A 26,670-nucleotide genomic window follows, 5' to 3' on the forward strand; every position below is an offset into this window, starting at 1 on the left:
AATGCTCCTGTTGCTGTCTTATCGCAAGGTTAGCAACTGCCTGCTGGCATAACCATTCAATTCCTTTGATGGCAATCATCAGGCTGCGGGAGGTCCGAGATTATCAGGCGTGAAAGCCGCGATAGTGGCTGGGCGGATAACGGTTATGCTGCTGCCAGACCCGTCGCAAATGCCGGGCGGAGGCAAAACCCGCCCGTTCGGCAATGGTCTCCATATCAAGGCGGCTGTTTGCGAGAATATCACGGGCGAGGTTGACCCGCATCAGGTTGACATAATCGATGACGCTGATGCCGGCTGCTCGCGAAACAAACGTGAGAGATGCCTTTCGCTGAGCGCGGCGATATCCGCTAGCCGCTCCAGCGACCAGTCCTGCGCCGGTTCGGCCATCACGCGGTCCTGCACCCGGTGAATGGCGGGATGGATGTGGTTGCGGCCTGTGAGCCAAGGGGAGATTTGCGGATCGTTACCGCTACGCCTGAGATAAACCACCATGGTTTTGGCGATGCGTGCCGCAACCGCAGGCGATGTCAGCCGGGAGACCACATGCAGCATCAGGTCGATGCCGGTGGAAATACCGGCGCTGGAGAAACGGTTGCCGTCCTCGACGAAAAGGCGGTTTTCGGCCACCTGTGACAATGGCGCAATGCGGCGTAGCCCCTCTAGACAGTCGGCATGGGTCGTGCAGTTGCGGCCGTCGAAAAGGCCCGCTTCGCCCGCCAGAAGCGCGCCGGAGCAAATGGAAATCACCGTGGTGTCGGGACGCACTGCACGGCGCAGCCATGTCGCCAGCGCCTGCCGCTCACGCTGCGTTCCCGGATCACTGTCGAAGCGTGATGTGCTCCCGGAGATCAGTAGAAGAGCATTTTCCGGCAACGTCGCCGGCAAGCTCTCAAGCCGGGCAAGCGCAAGGCCAATGGAAGTTTGTTGCTCGTCGCTCGCAGCAATGTACCGGCAGTCAAAATGAATGTCGCGCTGTTCCCCGTTGGCATAACGGATCACCTCGAGCGGGCCGGCTATATCGAGCAACAGCGCATGTGGCGGCACAAGCGTATAAAAGGGAATGACGCGGGTGCCGCCCTCATCCATCAGGTGGCCTCTTTGACGGTTGCAAGCACGTCGCTGACAGTTGCGATGCGCGCGAAGCGGCCAGCCAGCACCAGTTCGGTTCGCTTGCGGATATCTTCCGCACTGAAAACGGTGCCGGAAGCATGTGTCATCGGGAAAGTCAGCGTCGCTTCGCTGACGTAGTCGACTTTGTAACCAAGATCGGAAGCGTGCCGGGTGGTGGTTTCGCAGCATTGCTCGGTACGGATGCCGGAGACGATCAATCGGTTGATGCCCTTCTCAGTCAGCCAGATTTCAAGACCGGTGCCGGCAAAGGCCGAATGGCGGTTCTTGTGAAAGGTGACATCTGGGGTAATTCTTACGCCCTCAAGTGCGCGGATGTAACCGCTGTCTTTTGAGAAGGCCTTGTCACCATCGACATGAAAGATCTGCACAACGGGAATACCAGCAGCTTTGGCGCCATCGATGAGCGCCTGCTGCTTCTCAAGATAAAGCGTGAGGCCGCTCTCATCAAAGTAGGGGGCGTGACGAAAGGATTCCTGAACGTCGATGACAAGCAGCGCGGTGTTGGAAGAGGACATTTCACGGTTCTCCCTTGGGTTCATGTCTAGCATCATTTCCCTTTTGATGTACGTATAAAAGCAGCCAGACCGACAATGACCGGACAAATCCGGCCATTCTTTATCAGTCGCGCTGCCGCGGGTTGCCAGAGTGTGTGGCGGTGCTAAGTTTCCAGGAATGACAGAACGGGAGAACGGAATGCTGCGCTTCGGTATAATCTCAACGGCGAAAATCGCTCAGGACCACGTTATTCCGGCAATACAGGATGCACAGAACTGTGTGGTCAGCGCCATCGCCAGCCGCGATCCTGCCAAAGCGCGCGCGGTGGCCGATCGCTTTTCAGTGCCCTACGCTTTCGGCTCTTATGAAGAAATGCTGGCTTCTGATGTCATCGATGCGGTTTATATTCCGCTTCCCACCTCGCAGCATGTGGAATGGACCGTCAGGGCGGCTGATGCCGGCAAGCATGTTCTTTGCGAAAAGCCGATTTCATTAAAGGCCGAGGAGATAGACGCCCTTATCGCCGCGCGCGACCGTAACGGCGTTATCGTATCCGAGGCCTTCATGGTGGCCTACGCTCCGGTCTGGGCGAAAGTGAAAGAACTGCTGGCTTCGGGCGCAATTGGTTCGCTGAAACATGTGCAGGGCGCTTTCACCTACTTCAACCGCGATCCCGGTAATATGCGTAATATTCCCGAACTGGGCGGCGGCGCCCTGCCGGATATCGGCGTCTACCCGACGATCGTGACGCGTTTTGCCACCGGTGCGGAACCAAAACGTGTGCAAGCGACCGTCGAACGCGACAGTGAATTCGGCACGGATATCTACGCTAGCGTCAGGGCCGATTTCGGCGGTTTTGAACTGAGCTTCTATCTAGCGACACAACTCGCCTCCCGCCAGCTGATGATCTTCCATGGCACGGACGGTTACATCGAGGTGAAGTCGCCCTTCAACGCCAATCGGTGGGGTGCGGAAGAGATCGAGTTAACCAATCAGACCCATAACGCCTCGCAAATCTTCCGGTTTCAGGACAGCCGTCAGTACAAGTTGGAAGCGGAGGCCTTTGCACGTGCGGCGAAAGGTGAGGAAGACGTCGTCACGTTGGAAAGCTCAAGGAAGAACCAGCTTTTCATCGACGCCATCTACCGGGCGGCGGAAAAGGACGGCTGGGAAACGGTTTAGTCTCGCTCTTGCCGTTGCCTTTGAAGCCGCCAATAGCCGTAAAGCGCCAGCACCAGTGCCGCGAATGCTGAAAAGACAAGTGGCACGAGCGGTTGCACCAGGGGGGTGCGCCATTGCAGCAGCGCAAAAAGCCCGACGCTGACAATACGTGAGGTAAAAGTTACGGCGTTCATCAAGAAACCGTTCGGCCTAACTGATGCCTCAGCATTGACCCGGTTCAGCCGCCAGCTTGTTGCGAGACCCGTTGCCGCGCCGGGCACGCGGGCGACGAGCGGATCAACGCCGAGATAGAACATAAGCAGGCAGGTAACGATGATGTCGGCGGCCAGCCCGCAAATCTCGGTAAGGGCGAAGCGCGGAAGCCTCAAGGCCGGGGGACTTTTAGAGGGTTGGCTGAGTGGAACGCGGGCGCTGCAGCACGAGAAGGCTGATAACGACACCGACGACACCGAAATTGTAACCGGCGAGTGCCAGAAGCAGCGACATCAGCGGTACGGCCGTGGGAGAAAGTGCAATCGCCACGCCATAGGCACCGATAATCATCATGCAAATGAAAACGATGCTGAAAACCGAACGTAACGCAACTGCGGTTACGCCAAGCAATGTGGCGGTAAGAAAAATCATGATGCCGCCTCCTCTTTGGTTGCCGGGCCTGGGACAGACGTAACGCCGTCTTCCCTAACGAACCCTTGTTTTCTCCTCCATTCCCCATTTTCCTAACTCGGTAGTTGAGGATATGGTTTCATCGCGGTTAAAAAAGCGCTGGCCGGCGCTGGCATTTCCGAATCGACGGCTTTTGGTTACAAACAGGCATGAGCGATATCTTCTCCCACGCCGCATTGAGCAATCTTGCCGAATTCTCGGTCTCCGAACTGTCGGGCTCCATCAAACGCACGGTGGAGACGGCGTTCGAACAGGTGCGGGTGCGGGGCGAAATTTCTGGTTATCGTGGGCCGCATTCGTCAGGACACGCCTATTTCTCACTGAAGGATGATCGTGCCCGCATCGATGCGGTGATCTGGAAGGGCACCTTCTCGCGGCTGAAATTCCGCCCGGAAGAGGGCATGGAAGTCATCGCCACCGGCAAGATCACCACCTTTCCCGGTTCCTCGAAATATCAGATCGTCATCGAAAACCTTGAGCCTGCCGGCGCCGGCGCGCTGATGGCGCTTTTGGAAGATCGCCGCCGGCGGCTGGCGGCGGAAGGGCTGTTCGATCCGGCCCGCAAGCGCCGCCTGCCTTTCATGCCGCGCGTCATTGGAGTTGTGACCTCGCCAACGGGCGCGGTCATCCGCGATATTCTCCACCGCATTTCGGATCGTTTCCCGGTCCATGTCGTCGTCTGGCCGGTCAAAGTGCAGGGCGAAGGCTCGGGTGAGGAGGTGGCGAACGCCATTCGCGGCTTCAACGCGCTTCAGCCCGGCGGCGAGATTGCCCGCCCCGATGTAATGATCGTTGCGCGCGGCGGCGGCAGCCTCGAAGACCTCTGGAGCTTCAACGACGAAATCGTCGTGCGCGCCGCTGCCGAGAGCGAAATCCCGCTGATTTCCGCCGTCGGACACGAGACCGATACGACATTGATCGATTATGCCGCCGACGTGCGCGCCCCGACGCCGACGGGAGCCGCCGAAATGGCGGTGCCGGTGCGGACGGAACTCGAAGCGCAGCTGTCGGGCCTCGCTGCCCGCCTTTCCGGTTCGGTCTTGCGGCAGATGGACAATCGCCGTCAAGGTGTGCGGGCGCTGGTGCGCGCGCTGCCTTCGCTCGATCAGCTTCTTGCTTTACCGCGCCGCCGGTTCGACGAAGCCGCGAGCGGTCTCGGTCGCGGATTGGAAATAACAGCTCTCAACAAGCGCCGTGCCTTCGAACGTTCTGCCTCGGGTCTCAGGCCGGAAACCCTGTTGAACGGTCTCAAACACCACAGGCAGCGGATTACTGAACGTATGCACCGGGCTGAGACCCTTGTGGAACGCCGCCTGTTGCAGGGCAAGGGCCGCGTTGATGCTTTTGATTCCGCGTTGCGTTCGCTCCCCGCCCGACTTCTCGGCCAAGTGGAGCGGCAGAAGGAACGCATCGTCAGCGCGTCTCGCCGCGCCGATACCGCCGTGTTGCATCGCATGGCGCAGAACCGTTCGGGTCTCGCCGCCCATGATCGTATCCTGCAATCGCTGTCCTACAAGAACGTGCTGAATCGCGGTTATGCGGTGATCCGCGATGATGAGAACCGGCCGCTGACTCGCGCGGCGGCTATCGCGTCAGGCGCTGTTGTCTCTATGGAATTTGCTGACGGTCGCGTCTCCGCCATCACAACGGGAGAGGGGACGCCGTCCCCGGATACGCCCGTCGCGTTGAAAAAGAAGCCGGTAAAACCGGCTTCTTCGGACCCTGGCAATCAAGGCAGCCTGTTCTGATCAGATTGATGCCGCATCTGAAAAACGGCGGCTGACGGTGAAGGTCTTTTCGATATCGGGATGCAGCTCCATGCCGAGGCCAGCGCCTGGCGGCACGGTGATCATGCCGTTCTTCACTTCCGGCAATGCGGTCACGAGATCGCGATACCAGGTCTTGTAGAAGGCACGCACGCTTTCCTGCACCAGCGCATTCGGCGCATTGAGCGACAGATGTGTGGAGGCGCAGAGCACCACCGGCCCGGTGCAATCATGCGGGGCGACCGGCAGATGCCAGGCTTCCGCCATCGAGGCAATCTTGCGCGCTTCGGAAATCCCGCCGCACCAGCTGATATCAAGCATCACCACACCGGCAGCACCTGTCTCGAGCAGGTCGCGGAAGGCCCAGCGGGAACCCAGCGTTTCGGACGCGGAAATCGGTGCGGGCGAAACAGCGGCATATCGCGTCAGGCTGGAAAGGCTGTCCATCTTGATCGGGTCTTCATGCCAGAAGGTCTGGTATGGCGTGAGCGCCTTGGCGATCTGCATGGCGGGCAGAAGCTGCCACATGGAGTGAAACTCCACCATGATATCCATCTTGTCGCCCACCGCTTTGCGGATTTTTTCAAACGGCTCAAGCGCTGCCTTCAGGTCCGGCATCGAGATATATTGCCCGCGCGTCTTCTCCGCCGCTGCATCGAAAGGCCAGATCTTCATGGCCGTGATGCCGTCTTCCAGCAGCGAATGGGCAAGCTCGTCCGCGCGATGCAGGAAGCCGTTCAAATCGTCATAATCCTTGCCACCGGAGAGGCCGTAATTGGCCGTCTGCTGGCCGGTGGCTTTCTTGATATATTCCGTGCCCGCGCAGGTATTGTAGGTGCGGATTTCCTTGCGGCTGAAACCACCGAGCAGCTGGGCTATCGGCTGGTTGGTGGCCTTGCCGAAAATATCCCAAAGCGCAATATCGAATGCCGAATTGCCGCGCACTTCCGCACCGGATGAGCGGAAGCCGAGATAACCGACGAGATCCTGCGCCAGAAGGTCGATCTGCAGCGGATCGCGGCCGATGACCCTGGGTGCAATATATTCATGCACATAGGTCTCCACCGTCTCGGCGCCATAAAAGGTTTCGCCAAGCCCGGTAATGCCTTCATCCGTATGGACCAGAACCCAGAGCAGGTTTGCCCGTTCCGCCACGCGGACGGTCTCGAGTTTGGTGATTTTCATGAAGTGTCTCCTCCAGAGGCAGTCAGTTTCCGTCTGGGACTGCGTTGAAAAAAATCAGGCGATGCCGGCCGCCAGAAGCGCGTGAACGCTTTCATCGAAATGACGCGCCATCAGCGTTGAAGCGGTTTGCGGGTCACCGGCGGCAATGGCCTGTCCGATGGCGATGTGAAGTTCGCCTGCAGCATGTCGCTGTGCATCGGATGTGCGGCTTTTCCAGCCGATCGGCCACGTCTGGCGCGTCACATTCTGAAAGGCGCCGAGAATGAGTTCGAAAACCGGGTTCTTGGAGGCTCTTGCAACAGCAAGGTGAAACGCCAGATCATGTTCCATGACCTTGTCATTGTCGCCAAAGTCCCGCTCCATGTTGTTGGCATGGTCGAGAATGGTGAGCGCTTCCGCATCCGTTCTTCTGAGCGCCGCGAGCGTCACGGTTCTGACCTCGATCGTGCGGCGCACATCGTAGATCTGCTGGATATTGATCTGTTCGGTGTGAATGCCGTGTTCGAACATCAATGACATCGCACCATGATCCAGCGTCGCTACCGTAGCGCGTTTGCCGGCGCTGACATCGATCAGCCGCATGGCCGATAGGGACCGGAAGGCCTCACGGACGACGGTGCGGGAAACGCCGAGCTGCTGCGAGAGCGAAAGTTCGCTGGGGAGCTTTGCGCCGGGCGCAAGTTCGTTTTCGCGGATATGACGGGTGATCGCGCCGATCGTGCTGCTGACGAGACCGGATTCATGCGAAATGGCACTTAACATTTTTCCTCCAACCTGTAGTACAGGTTTACGGAAAATTGCTTACAGGATTTTTCGGCGCGAAACAAGCGGCATCACGGAGCATTATGTTTGCCAGGCGGAAATGCCTACGCTTCGAAATCCCGCAAGAACCGTTTCAACAGCTGGTTCAGCGTCGTGCGCTCTTCCTCGCTCAGACTGGAGACCAGGCGCTGCTGGTTCTCGACATGTGCACCGACCGCTTCCTCGACAATGGAAAATCCCGGTTGTGTTAGCGATATCAAGACGCTGCGCCGGTCGTCGGGATTATGTATGCGCTTCACAAACCCAGCTTTTTCGAGCTGGTCGATGCGGTTGGTCATGGTGCCGGAGCTTACCATTGTCATCGCCAGCAGATCGCCGGGGGAAAGCCGGTAGGGTGATCCGGAACGCCGTAATGTCGCGAGAACATCGAAAGCGGAGGAGGAAAGTCCGTGCTTCAGCAGCACGGTCTCCACCTCTCGCGCTAGATGGGTGGTGAGACGGTTCAGGCGCCCCAGCAGCGCCATGGGTTCGACATCGAGATCGGGCCGCTCCCTGCGCCATTGCGCCAGAATGTGATCGACGCGGTCAAGTGGTTCTTTGCTCATCATCAAGGCATAACAATTAGTATCTTGACGTCAAGATAAAATCACTTAGGGTGCATTTGTCTTGATATAGAGATTCTTGAAATGAAGAAAAATACAGCCTATGCCGCCGATGTGCTGACGACTTCTCTTGCTCCCGCTATTTGGGGCACGACCTATTTCGTCACCACCGAGCTTTTGCCTCATGGATACCCTCTGCATGTCGCCATGCTGCGCGCATTGCCGGCTGGCGTGTTGCTGCTGCTTTTCGTGAGAAAACTGCCAAACGGTATCTGGTGGCCGCGCAGCCTCATTCTGGGGGCACTGAATTTCTCGTTCTTCTGGGCGATGCTTTTCGTTTCGGCCTATCGGCTGCCCGGCGGCGTGGCGGCAACGGTGGGCGCGGTCCAGCCCCTGATCGTGATTGGCCTTTCCCGGCTGTTTCTCGCGACACCGGTCCGGCCGCTGGCTATCGCGGCCGGTTTTCTGGGTATTGTCGGTGTGGCGCTTCTGGTTCTGGCGCCGGGTGCTGCGATGGATGGTATCGGTGTGGCGGCAGGCCTTGCCGGTGCCGTGTCCATGGCTTTTGGAACAGTGCTGACCCGCAAATGGCGTCCGCCGGTGTCGAACCTGACGTTTACCGCCTGGCAACTGACAGCCGGCGGTATCCTGCTGCTGCCGGTCGCGTATTTTTTTGAACCCGCTCTGCCGACGCCGACGGCCGCCAATATTCTCGGCATGGCCTATCTAGGTCTTATCGGCGCTGCCTTGACCTATTTTCTGTGGTTCCGCGGACTTGCCCGCATCGAACCCGCCGCCGCCGCATCGCTTGGTTTTCTAAGCCCGGTCGTTGCAACCCTGCTCGGCTGGCTGGCGCTCGGCCAAAGCCTCACGCCAGCGCAGATCTCAGGTTTCGTTGCGGTGCTCTTCAGCATCTGGCTCAGTCAGCGCAGCCAGTTGCAGAGATAGGTGTCGTCAGGCCCATTCGCCCTTGCGCATGACAGGAACCGTGGAGCCATCCGGCCTCACGCCATCGATATCCACCTTGTCGGAACCGATCATCCAGTCGATGTGGATCAGGCTGGAATTGCCGCCCTGCGCCTTGATCTGATCCTGCGACAGCGACGCGCCGTCGAGGAAGCATTTCGAATAGCACTGACCGAGCGCGATGTGGCACGAGGCATTTTCATCGAACAGCGTGTTGTAGAACAGGATGCCGCTTGCCGAAATCGGCGAGGAATGCGGCACCAGCGCCACTTCACCGAGGCGCCGCGCGCCTTCGTCAGTGTCGAGTACCTTGTTCAATACAGCTTCGCCCTTCGAAGCCTTGGCTTCGACGATACGTCCACCCTCGAACTTCACCTGGATATCGTCGATCAACGTTCCCTGATGCGACAGGGGCTTGGTGCTGGAGACGTAACCGTCGACCCGCAACGCGTGCGGTGTCGTGAACACTTCTTCGGTCGGGATATTGGGGTTGCAGGTGACCCCATTCTTGGCGGTGGAGGCGCCGCCATGCCATTCGTGGCCGTCCGCCAAGCCGATCTTCACATCCGTGCCAGGGCCGGTGAAATGCAGTGAAGCGAAACGTTCGCCATTCAGCCACGCCGAGCGCTTGGCAAGGTTGGCATTGTGCCCAGCCCATGCGGCGACCGGATCAGCCAGATCCACCCGCGAGGCAGCGAAGATGGCGTCGGCAAGCCTGCGGACCGCTTCGTCTTCCGTCACGTCGGGAAACACCTGCTTTGCCCAGGAGGGGTTCGGATAGGAGATGATGTTCCAGTTGATGTCGAAGTTGGAAATCTTCTCGAGCGCCGGCTTATAGGCGGTGGAGTTTGCTTTATTGGCGCGGGCAACCTTGGCGGGGTCCTGTTCGGCCAGCAGCATGGGGTTATCGCCGGCAATTGCCAGCCGCGCCGCGCCGTTCGAATAGGCCTTTGCCATGCCATCATAAAGCCAGCCGGAAGCCCGGTCGAAATTGGCGTCGCTCGCATGGCGATAGCGGGCAAGCGTGGTTTCTTCGTCGGAGTAAAAGGTGGTAACCAGTCCGCCGCCCGCCATATAGGCATGTTTTGTCAGCAATCGCACCAGCGGCAGCGCTGCCAGCGGCGCGGTAATCACCAGATCCTGATCCTTCTGCAATTGCAGACCGACCTTGATGGCGACTTCGGCCAGTTTTTCGAGTTTGACGGGATCGATGGGGGAAACAGTCATGATCTGCCTTCGTCTATTTCAATCGGAGGCGCCGACCATAGCCCATTCCTCCTGAAAGCCAAACGCTTTCAGGCGCGCCCCTGCGCCTCAATCGGCGACCAGCGGTGCGGCAATGGCCTTCAGTGCCGTTTGGGCATCTCGGGGAGAAAGCCTCACCTGCAAGCCGCGCTGCCCACCATTCATGTAGACATAATCATGCGTCATCGCTTCGGCCTCGATGGCCGTAGGCACCTGCTTCTTCTGCCCGAAAGGGCTGATGCCGCCGACATGGTAACCGGTGGCACGCTCGGCATCGGCAGGTTTCATCATGCTGGCGGATTTGCCTCCGAAAGCGGCCGCAAGCCTCTTCATGCTGACCTCACGATCCGAAGGGACGACGACACAGACCGGCTTGCCGTCCAGCTCCGCCATCAGCGTTTTCAGCACCAGATGCGGTGGCTCGCCGATCGCCTCGGCCGCCTGCAGGCCAATGCGGTCTGCATTCGGGTCGTAATCATAGGTAACGGTGGTGAAGGCGACGCCCGCCTTGTTCAGCATCTGGGTGGCGCGGGTTGTTTTGGACATGGTAGATTGCAGTCACGCAAAAAGAGTCTGGTAGGTTTCAGGCTTGAAACCGACGGTTATCTTGCCCTTCGCCTCCAGCACCGGACGCTTGATCATAGAGGGCTGCTCCAGCATCAGTGCAATGGCCTTCTCGCGGCTCAGGCCAGCCTTCTGGCCGTCATCGAGTTTTTTGAAGGTCGTACCGGCGCGGTTGAGAACCATTTCCCAGCCCGCGGCATCGCACCATGTCTCCAGATGGGCGCGGTCAATGCCCGAGGCCTTGTAGTCATGGAAAGAATAGTCGACGCCATGGGTTTCCAGCCAGCTTCTGGCCTTCTTCATCGTGTCGCAGTTCTTGATGCCGTAAATGATGATCGTCATGCTGCCAGCCTCTTTGTGTTCAAGCTTTCCGGCATAACAAAATATCCGCCTTATTCAACCCGCCGGCTGAGGCGCCCTGCGTCCTTTTGAAGACGCCAAGCCTGAGCCATGCGAAATCGCAATGGCTGATATCCGAACGAGCGCGAGCAAAGCTGCATGGCTTCCCTGCTACATCATGAGTTGTAGAACGGTGCGGAAATGCCCATTATCTGGGCATCAAAGATGGAGAGAAAAATGCGTCAGGTTGCAAAGACATCGCGTAACTTCTTCGGTGAAACTTTCGCCGTTCTCGGTGCAGCGCTCTCGGTTTCGGCCGCTGTTCGCGCGCATCGCAAGCCCGCCCGTGCCGATCTCGAAGCCCTCGGCATCGATGGCAAGGCTTTCGACAAGGTTCAGCTCTAAGCTGGTTATCGTTCCCGGCGAGGCGGCACCGCCTCGCTCGCGCCAGATACCGGAACACCCGGTTCTCGGCGGGCGCTACAAACTGCGCTTTTGCTGGCGCATCCTCTGCGTCTAACAGCAGTGGGGCAGCTAATGCTAGGCATGTATGCCGTGCTTTTTCACGCAAGCGTTATCGTGCCGCCATCTTGTGCGCCGACCGCTTCTGCGGCCTGAATATTTTTTCCGGCAGATATAATTGACTTTCCGGCTGCTCATAGCGGTCCGCTTTCGCCGAAAGCGGGAAGCGCGCGAGAGATTCGTGCCGCGTCTGTCCATTATGGCTGAAGATGAGTTCGAAGCTGCCCGCCAGCCAGCTATATGGTTTTTCAACAGGCATGATATCGATTTTCCCGCAGCCATAGACCACGGTGAGATGCGGCGTGAACGACGATGCGGCGACAAAGGGCAGATTGGCCCGCCAAAGGGCGCGCTGCACCATCTTCGCCAATGCTCTGAGCTCCAGCATCTCGCGGCGGCTGCTTAGCGCCAGACAGCTGCGATTGCCGAAAAGCGAGCTGCCATCGAATGTAATCGGAACGGGACGCGCCTTTATTTCCGCCAGTGCCGCCTTCAGCCGGTTCGCAAAACCGCGAGGCACGGTGTCGAAACACCCGACGCAAAGGAGGGTGATATGCAGAAGCTCGGCTGGATGGGCCGCCCGCTTCGTCCGCCCGGCGGCATGGCACGATGCATCGGTGAAAATTCTTTCCGCCAAGGCCACCGGCGGCTTCAGCACGATCAAGACCTTGTTGCTAAATCGCGGATTGACCCGTCGCTGCTTCTCCAGATCAAAGCCTTCGAGGAAAAGCTGCCCTAACCCTCCATTATCCGTCAACTCGAAACTCACGACGATGCTCCACGGCCTTTGCTCAAGGCCGCAATATTATCATCGCCGAGGAAAATTGAAAGAACAAAAAGCGAACAAAACTTCATCTGATACGGACTTTCGCTAACGCAATCCGTATAACCCGGCAACTCGGTCTGGGGCAGACGATCTTCCCAGCTGGTCCGCAGGACCAGCAATCCGCTAGCCAAGGTGGCGGGAAGCAGGGCCAACCAAGAAGCCAATGCGAGTGATATGTCGATGGGGCCAGGCAATGACGGGGCAACGGCTGAGGGCATGCCTTTCTTTTATGGTTCTCCGCCTGTGATCGTCGGGGTCGATCCTCGTCCGGATCCCATCGCCGGGGCTTATTCACTGCGAAGAACGTGTTTGACATTCTACCTACTAGTTGGTAGGTAAAAGCATGAAAAGCTCTAAAACCAAAGCCGATGACATTCTCCAGTGCGCCCGGACCCTGATTGTGAGAGGGGGCTATAACAGTTTTAGCTATGCCGATATTTCCCATGTAGTCGGCATTCGCAACGCGAGTATTCATCACCATTTTCCCAGCAAGGCGGACTTGGTCGCGAAACTGGTGTCACAGTACAGGCACGAGGCCGAAGCCGGTATCGCCGCGCTGGAGCAGCACATTCCAGATCCGCTGGAGCAGCTTCGCGCCTATATCGGCTATTGGGAGCGCTGCATCGCCGATGCAACCCACCCCTTCTGCGTCTGTGCGCTGCTTGCCGGCGAAATACCGATTCTTCCCGAAGCGGTCGTTCTCGAGGTGCGTGCGCATTTTCGGAGTCTCTCGGACTGGCTTACAGCCGTGCTGGAGCGCGGCGCTTCCCAGGGGCGCCTTGCACTAACCGGCACAGCGCGGGTCAATGCTGAGATGTTCATGGCCACCGTGCACGGCGCAATGCTCTCAGCGCGCGCACATGGCGATGCCGCAAGCTTTGGCGCCATAACCCGCCCGATGCTGGAGCGCATCACCGCTTGAACTGCATCTTGCGAGGGGCGTCGACGCATGACCCAAACGAGACCGACCGATCAACTAATGACGCTGCTCGGGCAGACATGCCGGCGACAATCTGCGTTCCGGACCACCCCATCTTTCAGGAAGAGAAAGGCAATTTCGCATGTTCGGTATTTCTTCGCTTGGCTGGATCCACACGCTCGGCAGTCTGCCCGCCATTCCCGCGGCCATTTTCATGTTTACCCGTTACGGTCGCATCGTCCCCCGATCCACGCCCGGGGCAATCTACTTTGTGTCCATGCTGATTGGCGCTGCAACTGTCTTTCTTGTGGCGCATCAGCCAATCAGCTACGTCGTTGGCGTCCTGACCATCCTGTTCCTGCTTGCAGGCTACGGTATCGAACGCGTTCTGGGTTCAACGCGTATCGCCAGATATATTGAAACCATCTGTCTCAGCATTACCGCGTTTATGTTGATGGTCCCGACGGTGAGTGAAATTCTGCGCCGTGTTCCCGACGGTCATCCGATAGTGACAGACCTGAAATCGCCGCTGCTTCTCGGCGCCCAGGCAGGATTGCTGGCGATCCTCGTGGTCGGCCTGACTGCCCAGATGATCTATCTCATCCGACAAAACAAAAACGCCGCGAACTAGTCGCGGCGTCGTCTTTCTTCCTTAGATACGGTGGCGTTGCGGCAGCAACCTCACCGTATCGAGTATGGTCCTATTCCCACTCGATCGTGCCGGGCGGCTTGCTCGTGACATCGTAGACGACACGGTTGATGCCGCGCACTTCGTTGATGATGCGGGTTGCCGCACGGCCGAGGAAGTTCATGTCGTAGGGATAGAAATCCGCAGTCATGCCGTCCACCGAGGTCACCGCGCGCAGCGCACAGACGAAGTCATAGGTTCGGTAGTCGCCCATGACGCCAACAGTCTGGACCGGCAGCAGCACGGCGAAAGCCTGCCAGATGGTGTCGTAAAGACCGGCCTTGCGGATCTCGTCGAGATAGATCGCATCCGCTTTACGCAGAATATCGAGCTTTTCACGGGTAATCGCACCGGGGCATCGGATCGCAAGACCCGGACCGGGGAAGGGATGGCGGCCGATGAAGCTTTCCGGCAGGCCGAGTTCGCGGCCAAGAGCGCGCACTTCATCCTTGAAGAGTTCACGCAGCGGCTCGACGAGCTGCATGTTCATGCGCTCGGGAAGACCGCCGACATTGTGGTGGCTCTTGATGGTCACCGAAGGGCCGCCGGAGAAGGAGACACTTTCGATGACGTCGGGGTAGAGCGTGCCCTGCGCGAGGAAGTTCGGAGCACCCTTGCCATCGGCGGCAATCTTGGCCGCTTCGGCCTCGAAAACCTCGATGAACAGACGGCCGATGGTCTTGCGCTTCACTTCCGGATCGGAAACGCCGGAGAGTTCGCCGAGGAACAGGTCGGATGCGTCCACATGAACAAGCGGAATATTGTAGTGGTCGCGGAACATGCCGACGACCTGTTCGCTTTCCCCAAGCCGCATCAGCCCATGATCGACGTAAACGCAGGTCAGCTGGTCGCCGATAGCCTCATGAATGAGTATGGCTGCAACCGAAGAATCGACGCCGCCTGAAAGTGCACAGAGCACCCGGCCGGTGCCGACCTGCTCGCGGATCTTGCGGATCATCTCGGCGCGATAGGCCGCCATCGTCCAGTCGGATTTCAGGCCAACGATCTTGTGCACGAAGTTTGACAGCAGCTTGCCGCCATCGGGCGTATGCACCACTTCCGGATGGAACATGGTGGAGTAATAGTGGCGCGTCTCGTCCGCTGCGATGGCGAACGGTGCGTTTTCGGAGGTTGCGATGACCTCGAAGCCTTCCGGCAGCTTCGTCACGCGGTCGCCATGGCTCATCCACACCGGGTAGCTTTTGCCCTGCTCCCAGAAGCCTTCGAACAGCGGGCTAGCCTTCTTGATGTCGATATCGGCGCGGCCGAATTCCGCCGCATGGCCGCCCTCGACAACGCCGCCGAGCTGTGTGCACAGTGTCTGCTGGCCATAGCAGATGCCGAGGATCGGTACCTTGCTGTCGAACACTGCCTGGGGCGCGCGCGGGCTTCCTTCCGCCGTGACAGATGCGGGGCCGCCGGAGAAGATCACGCCCTTGGGCTGAAGTTTCTCAAACGCCTCTGCGGCATTCTGGAACGGGTGGATTTCGCAATAGACCCCGGCTTCGCGGATGCGGCGCGCAATCAGCTGCGTCACCTGGCTGCCGAAATCGATGATGAGAATGCTGTCGGGATGGGCTATCTGGGTCATGGCGAGCCTTTAAAGAAAATGGCGGCTTTAGGCAACCCGGAAGCGGGTGGCAAACGGTAGAAAATCGCGAAAATCGCAAGGTTCAGAGGGCTATCGCGCCGTCTTCGATAGCGCGACAGAGCCGGTCAACGGCATCCGCCAGTTTTTCATCGATGATGTGCAGATACTCGGTCCAGTCATTCACGTTTTTCACATCGGCCTTGCCGTCGGAAATACCGCGCAGGCCAATCAGCGGTAAACCGAAACGCTGGCATGCTCTTAAAACTGCATATGTCTCCATTTCCACCATATCGGCGTCGATCAGCCCATAGGCCTCGCCGGAAACGACGTTGGCGCCGGTGGAAAGCCGCGCCCCGGCAACGTCGGGTATCCGCAATGGCAAGGCCACCTCCGCCGGCAGGTCGAGAAACGGTGTGCAACCCTTCGCAAAACCGAAGGGAGAGGCATCCATGTCACGATAAGAAACCGACACTGCCTGGTAGATTGCGGTCTGTTCGAGCGTGCGGGAACCGGCGGAGCCGAGCGACACAACGAGGTCTGGCAGATGGCCCGCCGTATCGAGACCGGCAAGAACGGTCGTGACCGCAATAGCCGCTTCGACGGGTCCAACACCGGTCATCAGCGGTGTGATGCGTGCCTGCAGGTGGGGACCGTATTCGGCGGAAGCCGCCATGACGAACAGGAGTGATTTATCCGCGACATGCATAAGCCGGTAGCTCATCCGGTAATATCCTCGCGTCCTTTAACCACCATCATCGTGCCCGTCATTGAGGCGATCAGCTTTGCCGGCCCATCGGACAGGGCATAGGCGCGACCATCGGCGACGATAAGATTATTGCCGGGCTTGATGATCTCGCCGCGAAACAGAAACCGCTCGCCGCGTCCCGGCGACATGAGGTTCACCTTGAACTCGATGGTCAGCAGCGAGGCTTCCGGCTCAATGATCGTATAGGCGGCATAGGTGCAGGCGGTATCCAGACCGGCGGCGATGACACCCGCATGCAGTATGCCGTGCTGCTGCGTCAGCTTTTCATGAAAAGGGAGTTCGATTTCCACCAGCCGGTGTTCGATACGGCTGATTTCGGCGTTAATCGCCTGAACCACGCCCTGCCGCGCAAAGCTTCTTTCTATCCGCTGACGAAAATCGCCGGGATCAGTGATCTCCATGGCCTGCCTGCCTGCTTCTGCCTCATCGCAAACTGACATGGCGCGGGGCGGCAGGCAAGACAAGGGCGATGCGGCAAATTAGAGAAATTAGGAAAAATCCAGCGCGCTTTTCCTTTGGAAATGCGCAAGCACTTTAGTTAAGCATGCCGATGCTTGCGTTGAGCACCGTCGCAAAGGCGACCCATACGGCATAGGGTACGAAAAGCCACATTGATATGCGGTCACGACGATAGGAAAGCGCTATAAAGGCGACGATGCTGATCAGCATCGGGATGATGACAATCAATGCGCCAGCCGGACTTTGCATGCCGAAAAAGATCGGCGACCACAGAAAGTTCAGTACCATCTGGGTGAACCAGAGCCGCATGCGCGTTCCCATCGGCCTGCGAATCCATGTCCGCGCGCCAGCAACGCCGATCAGCACGTAAAGCGCGGTCCAGACAGGCCCGAAAATCCAGTTGGGCGGATTGAAGAAAGGCTTCTGCAGCGATTGATACCATTCGCCGGGTACATTGTTGACGCCGATCAACGCCCCTACGGCAACAACGACAACCACAAAGACAATATAGATCGCAAGATTTCTCATGATCGGTCCAATGCGCCGGCTGGGCTTTTGTTCCCCTGTTTTTTCAATATTTTAGCTGGATAGCCGCACGATGTGCTGGTCCCATGCCACATCGCTGCGCCGGGTTCCGAAAAACCCCTGATAGGACGAAACCGCGATGCCTCTTAAGGCGGGCGCAACACCTGCCGCGTCCCGCACTGTCGTCTCGGAAACCACACGCCCGGTTTTTGCATCCAGCGTCACGGCGGCGTTGCCGTTGGGCGAGGTCAGGCCAACCAGCTGATCGCGTCGGTTGACGGCGATGGCACCCACATAATTGGCAAGGCGGACCGTTGTTTTTTCCGGTAGATCCACAAAGGTTACATCCTCACCCCTAGAGAAATGGCCGACAAGTGGCGGAAGATCGTTGCGCGGTCCTTCATACTGGCAGGCGAACCAGATGCGCCCGTCATCCCCGATATCGACATGACGTGTGGATAGCTGCCGCAGTCCGTTCGGCATCGCGTGTTTCTGAATCAAATGGCCGGTTGCTGCGTCCAGCAGCACGAGAGAAGGTTGCATCCTGTCGACGTTGAGCTTGGTGCGGCCGAAATCCGGATGGGTTTCGATACCACCATTGGCGATGATGATCGTTCGCCCGTCGTCGCTCACCGTCATGTCATGCGTGCCGACGCCATGCGCGTCATATTCGCCGATGCGTATGAAGCCGTTTCTGGCGTCATAGAGCCCGATAACGCCACGATTGCCGTCGAAGTCGTTTTCGCTGGCATAGAGGATCGACCCATCTGGCGAAAACTGTCCATGACCGTAGAAATGGCGGTTTTCCGGCGTGTGCATCACGATCGGTTCGCGATGCCCCCCGGGGTCGAAGGCCATAAAGAATGTCCCCGGCCGGCGGGCAAAGGCCACGGTCACGCCGGTCGCGTGGCTCGTCGCCATTCCATGGGCACGGGCAGGAAGCGTGACGCGGTCGATGATCTCGCCGCCCTCGCTCACCGTCGCAATGCCGTAGGACCCGTCACGGGCGCGGAAGGCAGAAGCAAAGACCGCGTCTGTCCGCTCAAGCGCATAAAGTGAACGGGGAGCCAAGGCGGTGAGGAAGGAAACTCCCGCCGCTTTGATGAAGCTGCGCCGATCTATCAGTGTCCGCCTGGTGCCGGAGATCATCGGCTCAATCCCCATCGGCGAAAGAAAAGCCGGAACTGAGGCCAATCGCGCCGCCATATTGATCGTTTAACCGGTAGATAAGGTCTTTGCCGTTCAGCAGAAGATAATCCACCTTCGCTCGCTGATCGTCCTGATCCAGCGCCTTTTGCACATCTGCATCGATTGTCCCGGCCACGCGGATCATCGATTTGGCAATGAAGTCGATGGAATTTACGATGGAGCGTTGGTCGGGGGGGACGAGTTCGGCCATATCGGCGGTATGCAGCAGTGTCTGAATGGCCTTGATGTTTGTGGAGATGCTTCTCCATGTCAGGCCAGACCGCCAATAAATGGCGGTGCGGGGAAACGTCGCCTTGTCCGGCCCCTTGTAAAAGGTCTCGATCCGCTGGTCGCGGATCGCCTCGGCGCCGTGCACCAGAATGCCGAGCAGGGCAACCAGCGCCTCTCGTTCGTCGCGGAAGACGGGGTTATCAGGCCCCGGCTGCGTCCAGTTTTTCTGTGCGCCATCGGCCGCGTTCCAGCTATCGGAAAGCTCTGCCGCGACATCGGCGATATTGCCGGCAATGGCGGCTCCGAAACGGCAGCGGAAATCGCCCTTCTTATCAAGAAGTTCGTTCGCGCCGGTGCCGTAGAGAATGAATTCCAGGGCGCCCAGCCCCTGTGCGGCAACGCTCTTGCCACTCAGGCCTTCGGCGGTGGTAACGCTTTCATCCTTGTCGGAAAGGTAACGCTGAACCTGTTTCAGCCCGAGCCCCTTCTTGTCGGGATAATAAAGGACGCGCTCGAAACGGTTCTGTTCGATGACAGGGCCGACACGCACGATCTCTATGGTCGACCAGCTTGAGACCGCATCGGCAAAGGCGTCCTTCGCCGTCTTCTCCGTCGTAGCAGAAGGCGCCGCGCAGAAAGCCTTCATGCTGTCCTCCAGCGTCTCTGCGGAGCGTCGGAAGTGGTCGTAGCCGGGTCGGATGAAACCGTTCACTGCCTTTTCCATGACGCCGCGTACCTGTGCGGGGTCGAGCGGTGGCGGCGGCATCAGTTCCACATCCTGGGCCATGGCCGGCTGTGTGGTCAAAAGCATCAGTACGGATATGAGGCCGGAGATTTTTCGCATGGCTTTGTTCATTAAAGAGACTCCAGAAAGGCCAGCAAAGCCTGCCGGTCGGATTTTTTCAAGACGGCAAAGGCGTCGCGCGCTTTCTGCCCTTCGCCGCCATGCCATAATATCGCTTCCGTCACGCTGCGTGCGCGCCCGTCATGTAGGTAAAAACCATTGCCATTCACGCGTTCTGTCAGACCTATGCCCCAGAGAGGCTGGGTCCGCCAGTGTCGTCCGCTTGCTTCGCCCACCTGTTGGCCATCGGCAAGCTCCTCTCCCATGTCATGCAGCAGAAAATCGGAATAGGGCCAGATAAGCTGAAACGCATGCATCGGATCGGCGGCATCGCGTCGGGTGACGAATTTTGGGGTGTGGCAGGCCGTGCAGCCCGATGCGTAAAAGAGTTGCTTGCCCCGCAGCACCATCGGCTCACCGACATCACGCCGTTGCGGCACGGCGAGGTTTTCAGTGTAGAAGGTCACGAGATCGAGAACCTGATCCGGCGCCTCCACCGGCCCGAGCCGCGGTTGCACGCCCGTTGGCATGGCGAGACATTTTTTCTGCCTGTCGGTACAGTCGCCATAGGCATTCGGCGCATCCGGTGTGGAGATGCCGATATCGTGGGAGAAAGCGCTTGCGCTCTGGTCGCGTACGCTCGCGTTCTGAGCTTTCCAACCAAACCTCCCGATTTTCGTTTCGCCGGTGCGATGATCCTTGACCCAAGCGGGACGCCCTTGAATGCCGTCCCCGTTCTTGTCGTCCGGATCGGCGTTGGCCAGAATATCGGTGTCGCTGATAGCTTCTATCAAGCCGAGCCCAAGGGTCGGCATGGCAATGCGTGCTGACAGCGAAGTATCGGCGCCGAGCGGGCCATATTTCAACTCTGCCACGGCATAATCAGGCTGGCGCAACGTCACCATCTCGCCATCCGCCAGGGACACCCGCTTCTCCGTATAGGTGATGACAGCCTTGCCCTCGGCCTCAAGGCCGGGAATGGCAAGATTCTGAAGCTGCCGTCCATAAGTGTCGTCAGGAAAGTTCAACACTTCATGGCGCGCGATCGCCGTCCGTTCCGCCTCGTCTCGAGCAGGCCTTGCCAGCCGTAGAAACAGGGAGACGGCGTCTTCGCCGGCAAGAGGCGGACGGCCCCTGCCATCCTTCACATGGCACGTCTGGCAGGATCGGGCGTTGAAGAGCGGCCCCAAACCGTCTGAAGCCTGCGTGGAAGAAGGAGAAGAGACCCACAATTTCTGAAACAGCGCGTTGCCGAGCTTAAAGTCCAGCCTCCGCTTCGGGGGCATGGTGGCTGACGGATGGGAAAACGCGTTGCTGTCAGTTCTGTTGGTATTGGTCGACGCCCCGCCAGACATGGCCTCGAAAGGCTCCGGGCCGGTAAAATCGATCGCCGGAGCGGTTACGGCAAGAACGCGGTTTCTGTCATTTTCCGTCAGATCGTCACGCAAGGATGCGGCAAGCGTCGCCGTCGCCAAAAGACAGGCTGCCCCGGCGAATAAGAACGGCCTACGGATCGGCGACAGAGACATTTCCATGAAAGTCAAACGCGTACGGGGAGCAACAGGCCGCAGTCTCCCTGCGGCCAGTTTTTGCCGTTTATTTGAAAACGGCGTTCGGATTATCGAGGCTGTCGGATCCTTCGAGGTCAATCTTGCCGAGATCGAGTGCAGCAATGACGCGTTCGACCGACTTCGTCTGGTCGAGGAGGCCATCGATGGCGGCCTGAACCACGGCGTTGCCTTCCTTGTTGCCCTCGCCGATCATCTGATCGTAGGCCTCGACCGTCTGAGCGCGCTTTTCCATCGCGTGCATGGCATTGAGCGTCTTGTCCAGCTTCGCCAGCATCTCGTCGTTCAACGCCTTGTCTTTGGAGCCGACCAGTTCCGAGAGCGACGCGCCAGTCATCTTCGTTCCGTCCACACGGGTATAGTCGCCGGTATAGGCCGAGGCGATGCCGATCGCGTCGTTGAGATGCGAATTATAGGTATTGTCGGAGAAGCAATCATGCTCCTCTTCCGGATCGTGCAGCAAAAGGCCAAGTTTCATGCGTTCGCCGGCCAATTCACCATAGGAGAGCGAGCCCATGCCGGTGAGAATGGCGGTGAGGCCTGCCTTCGGATCGCCTTCCAGCGTTTTGGTTGCTTCGCCTTCCGGCGCCCAGGCGTCGACCATCTCCTGCAGATCCTTGATCAGCAGGGTGGAGGCGGATTTCAGATAATCGGCACGGCGATCGCAATTGCCGTTCGTGCATTTCGCCTTGTCATAATCGGTGTAAGGGCGGTTGCCTGCGCCCGGCCCGGTGCCGTTCAGATCCTGGCCCCAGAGCAGGAATTCGATGGCGTGGTAACCGGTCGTCACATTGGCTTCGACATCGCCCGCCTCGTGCAGGCTTTCGATGAGTTCCGGGGTGATCTTGGAGGCGTCGACCTCTTCACCACTGATCTTGATCTTCGGGTTGGCGATGATATTCGCAACATAAAGCTCGTTTTCGTCGCTTTCCGTGCCATAGGCACCGTCGACGTAGTCGATCAGGCCTTCGTCCAGCGGCCAGGCGTTCACCTTGCCTTCCCAATCGTCAACGATCGGGTTGCCGAAACGATAGACTTCCGACTGTTGATAGGGAACACGTGCCTTGATCCAGGCTTCCCGCGCGGCCTTTAACGTTTCTTCGCTCGGTGTGGCGATCAATGCGTCGATGGCCTTATCCAGCGCCTTCGCTGTGATCAGCGAATCCTCGTATTTCGCATGCGCGACATCGGCATAGTGCTTGACAACAGCGGCCGCGTCGGTGGCAGCCTTTGCAGGAACCGCGGTGAAAGCCGCCGATGCGGCAAGAAGCGCGAAAGAAGCGCTGAGAATGGTTTTGCGGATCATGATCCCTCTCCTTGAGCAGGCATGAAATAACTTCACGCTGCGGCAAGCGAGTTCTGACCCAATCACAAACTTGTGTCAAACATTCTAGTTTAGAATGCTTTGAAACAAGCCTGTGCTGTATTTCCCAGGTAAAATCCCTGGATGCAAAATGCTTTTATGCTCTGCGTTTCATCAGGCAGAAGAAGAAACCGTCCGTATCTGTGGTTGCAGGCGTGAGCGTCACTGTCTTGCCGTCGGAAGAATGCGGTTTGTTGGCACTGCTGCCGAAAGTCGTTTGCCACCGCTCCAACGCCGAACCAATGGCAAAATCTGGATTTTGCTCACAGAAGCGACGGACCTGCTGTTCGTTTTCTTCGGGAAGCACCGAACAGGTTACATAGAGCAGCTCTCCGCCCGGGCGAACGAATCCCTTGGCCTGCGAAAGTGCCTCGCTCTGCTGTTGCACGCGCTCTTCCAGATTGCGCGCGGTCAGCCGCCATTTGGTATCGGGGCGCCGCCGCCATGTTCCGGTTCCGGTGCAGGGGGCATCGACGAGAACGCGGTCGAATTTTTCCTGAAACGGCGTGAGGCCCGATGCGCGGTCATGAACCTGCACATTACGCGTGCCGGCCCGCTTCAGCCGTTCGATGATCGGCGCAAGGCGCTTGCGGTCGGCGTCGAAGGCGTGGACCTGACCCTTGTTGTTCATGCTGGCAGCCATGGCCAGCGTCTTGCCGCCGCCGCCTGCGCAATAATCGAGGATCTGATCACCCTCATGCGCGCCGGCGAGATCGGCGACGATCTGCGACCCCTCGTCCTGCACTTCGAACCAGCCCTTCTGAAAGGAGAGTTCGGCGGTGACGTTCGGCAGGCGGGATGGGCCTTCGCCTGCGGGAATGCGAACACCCTGACGGGCGATGTGCGTGGCCTCCGCGCCGCTTTCCTCAAGAACCTTCAAAACCTTTTCACGGGTCGCCTTCAAGGTGTTGGCACGCAGATCGAGAGTAGGGCGCTCATTGAGCGCCTGAGCCTCAGTCAGCCAGCGCTCCCCGAATGCGGTCTCGAAGGAAGATTGCACCCAATCGGGAATGTCGCCCTGAACATGGGCCGGCGCCTCGGCAAGGGAACGGGAGAGAAATGCCTGCTGTCTTTCAGCGTCCGGTGCGGCAGGCGCGAATTTGTCACCATCGAATTCCGCTGCCAGTTCCGTGAAGCTCTTGCCCCATTGACGCAACAGAACAGCGTAGCCGAGTGAGGTGGCGCTGTCGTCATCCATCAGCCAGGCGTGCGACAGTTTCATGCGCAACGCATCATAGACAATGTTGCCGATCGCGGCCCTGTCGCCCGACCCGGCGAAACGATGGGCAAGGCCCCAGTCCTTCAGAGCATCGGCGACGGGACGCCTGCGTCCCTCAATATCCGCCAATACTTCGATTGCTCCGGCCAAACGCCCGCCTAATCGCATTGTCTACCTCGTTTTCCTGACAAGTCCGGTTGGTAGACGCGAATGGCGGCGAGGGCAAGGCTCAATCGGCTTTGACGACCTCGTAGCAGACCTTGGCAGTGCCGGAGTTGATCATGCCGATGTTTTTGGCCGCAGCCTTGGAAAGATCGAGAACGCGACCCTTGATAAATGGCCCGCGGTCATTGATGCGAACGACAACGGCCTTGCCGTTGCGCGCGTTGGTAACCTTGACCTTGGTGCCGAACCGCAGGGAGCGGTGAGCGGCGGTCAGGTTGGCGGCGTTCATACGCTCGCCAGAAGCAGTCTTGGAGGTCAACGCATACCACGATGCGCCTCCACAACCATTTGCCGCATTCGCCTGAAGAGGCGCGATGATGGAACAGGCGGCGATAGTTGCAGCGGTGAAAGTTATACGACGGATATTCAAAACAGTGCTTCCCTGAAAATCGGCCCCGCGCCGATTGATTGTGCCCTTGCTAAACGGCCATGAACTGGCCTGAACGCCTTTTGATGCGAGATTGTAGGGCGAGGGAAAAATGGCGAAAAAAAGCTGATCTCAAATCACGAACTGTTACAGACTGTAACATTCGTGATCATCGACGGGAAGCTGCCATTGCCGCGCCCGTTTGAAGAAGCGGAAAAAATAACGCAGAATCAATGCTCAATGGGAATGCTGTTGCAAGTCACGGCTTCGTGAATCCACTTCACGAAATGTGAGTGAAATATTTTTCTAATGACTACGATTTTAGTCATTTCGGCTTGGTTAATAAAATCCTAATTGGCTGAAATAAGACGAAAACCATCCGCAAAAGCGGGATTGGAAGGATTTTTCATCGCTTTTTGGAGATGGCATTTTTCAGCCTCGCCAGAGGCCGTTTTCCCATAATTGTCGAAGCGAGGCCCTGTACTCCGGGAAGCGAAAATCGAAGCCCAGATCGCGAATTCTGGCGTTGGAAACGCGCTTGTTCTCGCCATAAAAAGAGCGCGCCATCGGTGTTAGATCGGCAGTTTCAAAGGCCTGTTCGGGTGGTGGTTCCACTCCCATCAGCGCTGCCGCGAAGCTTACCACATCCTGCGGGGGGCAGGGTTCATCATCGGTCACGTTGAAGATGCCGCCTTCGTGTTTCTGTGCCAGGAAGGCAACCGCCGCGCCGATATCCTCCACGCGGATGCGATTGAATACCTGGTCCTTCTTCACCAGCCGCCGCGCCGTTCCCTTCTCGAAATTCATGAAGGCATTGCGCCCCGGGCCATAAATTCCGGATAGACGCAGGATGGAAAGCGGCGCGTCGGCGTCGCGGGCCGCTTCAGTCCATGCGGCCTCAGCCGCTACCCGCTCCACAGAACGTGGGGAAACGGGGCGGCAGGGTGTTGTCTCGTCCACCCAAGCGCCGCCGTGGTCGCCATAAACACCCACGGTGGAAAGGTAAGCGATCCATGCCAGATTGGGCAGGAGCTTTTTCAAGTCGCCGCCCAGAAGCGGAAGGAGAGGATCGCCATCCTTGCCCGGCGCGACGGATTGTATGAGATGCGTGACATTGTCCATTGCAGCGACGAGCTCATCATTGAGCTGGACGCCGTCAAAGAGCAAGGGCGTCATCTGTGCGCTGGCGAGGCCAGAGAATTTGTCCTGACTGCGCGTGGTGCCGGAGATCCCTGCTGCTTGGGATTTCAGCGCGTTGGCAATGGCTTTCCCCGAATAACCCGCGCCAAAAATCATCACATGCATGGTTCACGCCTCTGCCAATTGCCATTCCATTTCCGCCTCCGGATCAGTCTCCGGTGCGCGCGTGGCAGAGTATGTACGGAATTCCTGCCTGTCCATAAGCCGCGATAAAGCCCACGCGGCCATGCCGCGTACCTCCGGCGAAGGGTCCATTTCGGCAAGAGCCTTGCATCGTTCCACGAACTGCCGGTTTCCGGAGTTGCCGGCCGCAATCAGCACATTGCGGATAAATCGGCTACGGCCGATGCGTTTGACGGGAGAGCCACTGAAAAAGCTGCGGAAGGCAGCATCATCCAATGTCAGGAGGAAATCGATGGACGGTTCTTTCAGATCCTCGCGCGCCTGCAATTTCATTTCCGAGGCGCTGGCCGCGAACTTGTTCCATGGGCAGGCGGCGAGGCAATCGTCACAGCCGTAGATGCGATTGCCCATCATCGGCCGAAACTCATGCGGAATTGGCCCCTTGTGCTCGATGGTGAGATAGGAGATGCAGCGACGGGCGTCGAGTTGATAGGGGGCGGGAAAGGCCGCCGTTGGACAGGCATTAAGACAGGCCCGGCAGGAGCCGCAATGATCCTTCTCGGCCTCATCGAGACAGAGATCAGCGGTGGTGAACATGCTGCCGAGGAACAGCCAGGAACCATGGCTGCGGCTGACGAGGTTCGTGTGTTTGCCCTGCCAGCCAAGACCGGCGGCGGCGGCGAGCGGTTTTTCCATCACCGGGGCGGTGTCGACGAAGACCTTCACATCCTCGCCGGCGCGTGCGGCGAAGCGCGTGGCGATTTCCTTCAGCCGCCCCTTGATGACGTCGTGGTAATCGCGATTGCGGGCATAGACCGAAATGGCTGCCTTGTCCGGTTTCGAGAGCAGATTGCGCGGGTCTTCGTCGGGACCATAATTGAGGCCGAACATGACGATGGAGCGTACATCGCTCCACAGCGTTTTCGGCTCCGCCCGCCGGGCCTCGGTTTCTTCCATCCACGCCATCGTGCCGTGATAACCTTTGCCGAGAAATTCTCTCAGCCGTTCCGGTGCGAGCGGAATGCTGTCCGGCGCTGTGACGCGACATAGATCGAAGCCAAGCGAAAGGGCTTCGTGACGAATGAAATCCGTCAGTTTGCGCGCGCGTATCCGCTGCTTCTCGTCGGCAACGTCGATGGTAGTCTC

At 58.5% G+C, this 26,670-nt stretch carries 28 protein-coding genes and 1 pseudogene; 6 read left to right on the forward strand and 23 right to left on the reverse strand.

Going from position 1 to position 26,670, the window contains the following annotated elements; translation table 11 throughout:
- Nucleotides 1–103 precede the first annotated feature (103 nt).
- Together AGR2A_RS02680 and AGR2A_RS02685 are read right to left on the reverse strand one after the other, a co-directional pair.
- Nucleotides 104–1,086: pseudogene (locus AGR2A_RS02680) on the reverse strand (GlxA family transcriptional regulator).
- Nucleotides 1,086–1,646 (reverse strand): isochorismatase family protein, encoded by a 561-nt coding sequence (locus AGR2A_RS02685; protein WP_072493843.1) that lies wholly within the window; start codon nucleotides 1,644–1,646, stop codon nucleotides 1,086–1,088. The pseudogene AGR2A_RS02680 and the gene AGR2A_RS02685 overlap by 1 nt, the downstream one beginning before the upstream one ends.
- 178 nt (nucleotides 1,647–1,824) lie before the next feature.
- On the opposite strand from AGR2A_RS02685, the gene AGR2A_RS02690 reads away from it, so the two are divergent.
- Nucleotides 1,825–2,808, forward strand: coding sequence for a Gfo/Idh/MocA family protein (locus AGR2A_RS02690; protein WP_072493844.1), 984 nt, complete (start codon nucleotides 1,825–1,827; stop codon nucleotides 2,806–2,808).
- On the opposite strand, the gene AGR2A_RS02695 is transcribed toward AGR2A_RS02690, so the two are convergent.
- Together AGR2A_RS02695 and AGR2A_RS02700 are read right to left on the reverse strand one after the other, a co-directional pair.
- Nucleotides 2,805–3,176 carry a hypothetical protein gene (locus tag AGR2A_RS02695; protein ID WP_072493845.1) on the reverse strand — a complete coding sequence of 124 codons (372 nt, stop codon included), beginning with the start codon at nucleotides 3,174–3,176 and terminating at the stop codon, nucleotides 2,805–2,807. The two genes, AGR2A_RS02690 and AGR2A_RS02695, sit on opposite strands and share 4 nt — an antisense overlap.
- A gap of 13 nt (nucleotides 3,177–3,189) precedes the next feature.
- Nucleotides 3,190–3,432: a hypothetical protein gene (locus AGR2A_RS02700; RefSeq protein ID WP_004439396.1), complete on the reverse strand. Its 243-nt coding sequence runs from the start codon at nucleotides 3,430–3,432 to the stop codon at nucleotides 3,190–3,192.
- A gap of 188 nt (nucleotides 3,433–3,620) precedes the next feature.
- On the opposite strand from AGR2A_RS02700, the gene xseA reads away from it, so the two are divergent.
- A complete protein-coding gene (xseA, locus tag AGR2A_RS02705) occupies nucleotides 3,621–5,219 on the forward strand; it encodes an exodeoxyribonuclease VII large subunit (RefSeq protein ID WP_072493846.1) in 1,599 nt (532 codons plus the stop codon).
- Here the strand turns inward: xseA and AGR2A_RS02710 are convergent, their stop codons facing one another.
- The 3 genes from AGR2A_RS02710 to AGR2A_RS02720 form a co-directional block, all read right to left on the reverse strand.
- Nucleotides 5,220–6,422, reverse strand: coding sequence for a mandelate racemase/muconate lactonizing enzyme family protein (locus AGR2A_RS02710; protein WP_072493847.1), 1,203 nt, complete (start codon nucleotides 6,420–6,422; stop codon nucleotides 5,220–5,222).
- A gap of 54 nt (nucleotides 6,423–6,476) precedes the next feature.
- A complete protein-coding gene (locus AGR2A_RS02715) occupies nucleotides 6,477–7,184 on the reverse strand; it encodes a FadR/GntR family transcriptional regulator (RefSeq protein WP_004439405.1) in 708 nt (235 codons plus the stop codon).
- Nucleotides 7,185–7,288: 104 nt separating this feature from the next.
- On the reverse strand, nucleotides 7,289–7,789 hold the full coding sequence (locus tag AGR2A_RS02720) for a MarR family winged helix-turn-helix transcriptional regulator (RefSeq protein WP_006699719.1): 501 nt from the start codon (nucleotides 7,787–7,789) through the stop codon (nucleotides 7,289–7,291).
- 81 nt (nucleotides 7,790–7,870) lie between these two features.
- Between AGR2A_RS02720 and AGR2A_RS02725 the strand changes: the two genes are divergently transcribed.
- A complete protein-coding gene (locus AGR2A_RS02725) occupies nucleotides 7,871–8,734 on the forward strand; it encodes an EamA family transporter (RefSeq protein ID WP_072493848.1) in 864 nt (287 codons plus the stop codon).
- Nucleotides 8,735–8,740: 6 nt separating this feature from the next.
- On the opposite strand, the gene AGR2A_RS02730 is transcribed toward AGR2A_RS02725, so the two are convergent.
- The 3 genes from AGR2A_RS02730 to AGR2A_RS02740 form a co-directional block, all read right to left on the reverse strand.
- Nucleotides 8,741–9,979 carry an aminopeptidase gene (locus AGR2A_RS02730; RefSeq protein ID WP_072493849.1) on the reverse strand — a complete coding sequence of 413 codons (1,239 nt, stop codon included), beginning with the start codon at nucleotides 9,977–9,979 and terminating at the stop codon, nucleotides 8,741–8,743.
- An 87-nt stretch (nucleotides 9,980–10,066) separates the two neighbouring features.
- Nucleotides 10,067–10,543, reverse strand: a complete 477-nt coding sequence (gene ybaK / locus AGR2A_RS02735) for a Cys-tRNA(Pro) deacylase (RefSeq protein ID WP_004439416.1) — start codon at nucleotides 10,541–10,543, stop codon at nucleotides 10,067–10,069.
- Nucleotides 10,544–10,555: 12 nt separating this feature from the next.
- Nucleotides 10,556–10,903 carry an ArsC family reductase gene (locus AGR2A_RS02740; RefSeq protein ID WP_004439419.1) on the reverse strand — a complete coding sequence of 116 codons (348 nt, stop codon included), beginning with the start codon at nucleotides 10,901–10,903 and terminating at the stop codon, nucleotides 10,556–10,558.
- 234 nt (nucleotides 10,904–11,137) lie between these two features.
- Here AGR2A_RS02740 and AGR2A_RS29460 point away from each other — a divergent pair, with 234 nt between their 5' ends.
- Nucleotides 11,138–11,305 carry a hypothetical protein gene (locus tag AGR2A_RS29460; protein ID WP_003503889.1) on the forward strand — a complete coding sequence of 56 codons (168 nt, stop codon included), beginning with the start codon at nucleotides 11,138–11,140 and terminating at the stop codon, nucleotides 11,303–11,305.
- Nucleotides 11,306–11,474: 169 nt separating this feature from the next.
- On the opposite strand, the gene AGR2A_RS02750 is transcribed toward AGR2A_RS29460, so the two are convergent.
- Nucleotides 11,475–12,191, reverse strand: a complete 717-nt coding sequence (locus tag AGR2A_RS02750; protein ID WP_072493850.1) for a 2'-5' RNA ligase family protein — start codon at nucleotides 12,189–12,191, stop codon at nucleotides 11,475–11,477.
- A gap of 400 nt (nucleotides 12,192–12,591) precedes the next feature.
- On the opposite strand from AGR2A_RS02750, the gene AGR2A_RS02760 reads away from it, so the two are divergent.
- Nucleotides 12,592–13,170, forward strand: a complete 579-nt coding sequence (locus AGR2A_RS02760; protein ID WP_006699714.1) for a TetR/AcrR family transcriptional regulator — start codon at nucleotides 12,592–12,594, stop codon at nucleotides 13,168–13,170.
- Nucleotides 13,171–13,309: 139 nt separating this feature from the next.
- The gene (locus AGR2A_RS02765; RefSeq protein ID WP_072493852.1) at nucleotides 13,310–13,798 is read left to right on the forward strand and encodes a hypothetical protein; all 489 of its coding nucleotides are present in this window, start codon (nucleotides 13,310–13,312) and stop codon (nucleotides 13,796–13,798) included.
- 70 nt (nucleotides 13,799–13,868) lie between these two features.
- Here the strand turns inward: AGR2A_RS02765 and guaA are convergent, their stop codons facing one another.
- The 12 genes from guaA to queG form a co-directional block, all read right to left on the reverse strand.
- Nucleotides 13,869–15,446: a glutamine-hydrolyzing GMP synthase gene (guaA, locus tag AGR2A_RS02770; RefSeq protein WP_072493853.1), complete on the reverse strand. Its 1,578-nt coding sequence runs from the start codon at nucleotides 15,444–15,446 to the stop codon at nucleotides 13,869–13,871.
- Between the two features lie 82 nt (nucleotides 15,447–15,528).
- Entirely contained in the window at nucleotides 15,529–16,167 is a 639-nt protein-coding gene (locus AGR2A_RS02775) for a 5'-methylthioadenosine/S-adenosylhomocysteine nucleosidase (protein WP_045533017.1), read from the reverse strand.
- On the reverse strand, nucleotides 16,164–16,613 hold the full coding sequence (locus AGR2A_RS02780) for a PaaI family thioesterase (protein WP_003520131.1): 450 nt from the start codon (nucleotides 16,611–16,613) through the stop codon (nucleotides 16,164–16,166). The genes AGR2A_RS02775 and AGR2A_RS02780 overlap by 4 nt, the downstream gene beginning before the upstream one ends.
- Nucleotides 16,614–16,746: 133 nt before the next feature.
- Complete coding sequence (locus AGR2A_RS02785; protein ID WP_004439437.1) at nucleotides 16,747–17,199, reverse strand: TspO/MBR family protein; 453 nt, start codon at nucleotides 17,197–17,199, stop codon at nucleotides 16,747–16,749.
- Nucleotides 17,200–17,250: 51 nt separating this feature from the next.
- Nucleotides 17,251–18,345, reverse strand: coding sequence for a DUF1513 domain-containing protein (locus tag AGR2A_RS02790; RefSeq protein ID WP_072494845.1), 1,095 nt, complete (start codon nucleotides 18,343–18,345; stop codon nucleotides 17,251–17,253).
- 4 nt (nucleotides 18,346–18,349) lie between these two features.
- Nucleotides 18,350–19,471 (reverse strand): imelysin family protein, encoded by a 1,122-nt coding sequence (locus AGR2A_RS02795; protein WP_072493854.1) that lies wholly within the window; start codon nucleotides 19,469–19,471, stop codon nucleotides 18,350–18,352.
- Nucleotides 19,471–20,994, reverse strand: a complete 1,524-nt coding sequence (locus tag AGR2A_RS02800; RefSeq protein WP_072494846.1) for a di-heme oxidoredictase family protein — start codon at nucleotides 20,992–20,994, stop codon at nucleotides 19,471–19,473. Before AGR2A_RS02800 ends, AGR2A_RS02795 begins: the two co-directional genes overlap by 1 nt.
- Before the next feature lie 61 nt (nucleotides 20,995–21,055).
- Nucleotides 21,056–22,333, reverse strand: coding sequence for an imelysin family protein (locus AGR2A_RS02805; protein WP_072493855.1), 1,278 nt, complete (start codon nucleotides 22,331–22,333; stop codon nucleotides 21,056–21,058).
- A gap of 154 nt (nucleotides 22,334–22,487) precedes the next feature.
- On the reverse strand, nucleotides 22,488–23,777 hold the full coding sequence (locus AGR2A_RS02810) for an RsmB/NOP family class I SAM-dependent RNA methyltransferase (RefSeq protein ID WP_035206665.1): 1,290 nt from the start codon (nucleotides 23,775–23,777) through the stop codon (nucleotides 22,488–22,490).
- Between the two features lie 61 nt (nucleotides 23,778–23,838).
- A complete protein-coding gene (locus AGR2A_RS02815; protein ID WP_004439454.1) occupies nucleotides 23,839–24,204 on the reverse strand; it encodes a septal ring lytic transglycosylase RlpA family protein in 366 nt (121 codons plus the stop codon).
- 429 nt (nucleotides 24,205–24,633) lie between these two features.
- Entirely contained in the window at nucleotides 24,634–25,506 is an 873-nt protein-coding gene (locus tag AGR2A_RS02820) for an SDR family oxidoreductase (protein WP_072493856.1), read from the reverse strand.
- Nucleotides 25,507–25,509: 3 nt separating this feature from the next.
- Complete coding sequence (gene queG / locus AGR2A_RS02825; RefSeq protein ID WP_072494847.1) at nucleotides 25,510–26,661, reverse strand: tRNA epoxyqueuosine(34) reductase QueG; 1,152 nt, start codon at nucleotides 26,659–26,661, stop codon at nucleotides 25,510–25,512.
- Nucleotides 26,662–26,670: the final 9 nt, after the last annotated feature.

Origin of the sequence: Agrobacterium genomosp. 2 str. CFBP 5494, from assembly GCF_900013495.1 — a bacterium.
Lineage (GTDB): Bacteria > Pseudomonadota > Alphaproteobacteria > Rhizobiales > Rhizobiaceae > Agrobacterium > Agrobacterium pusense.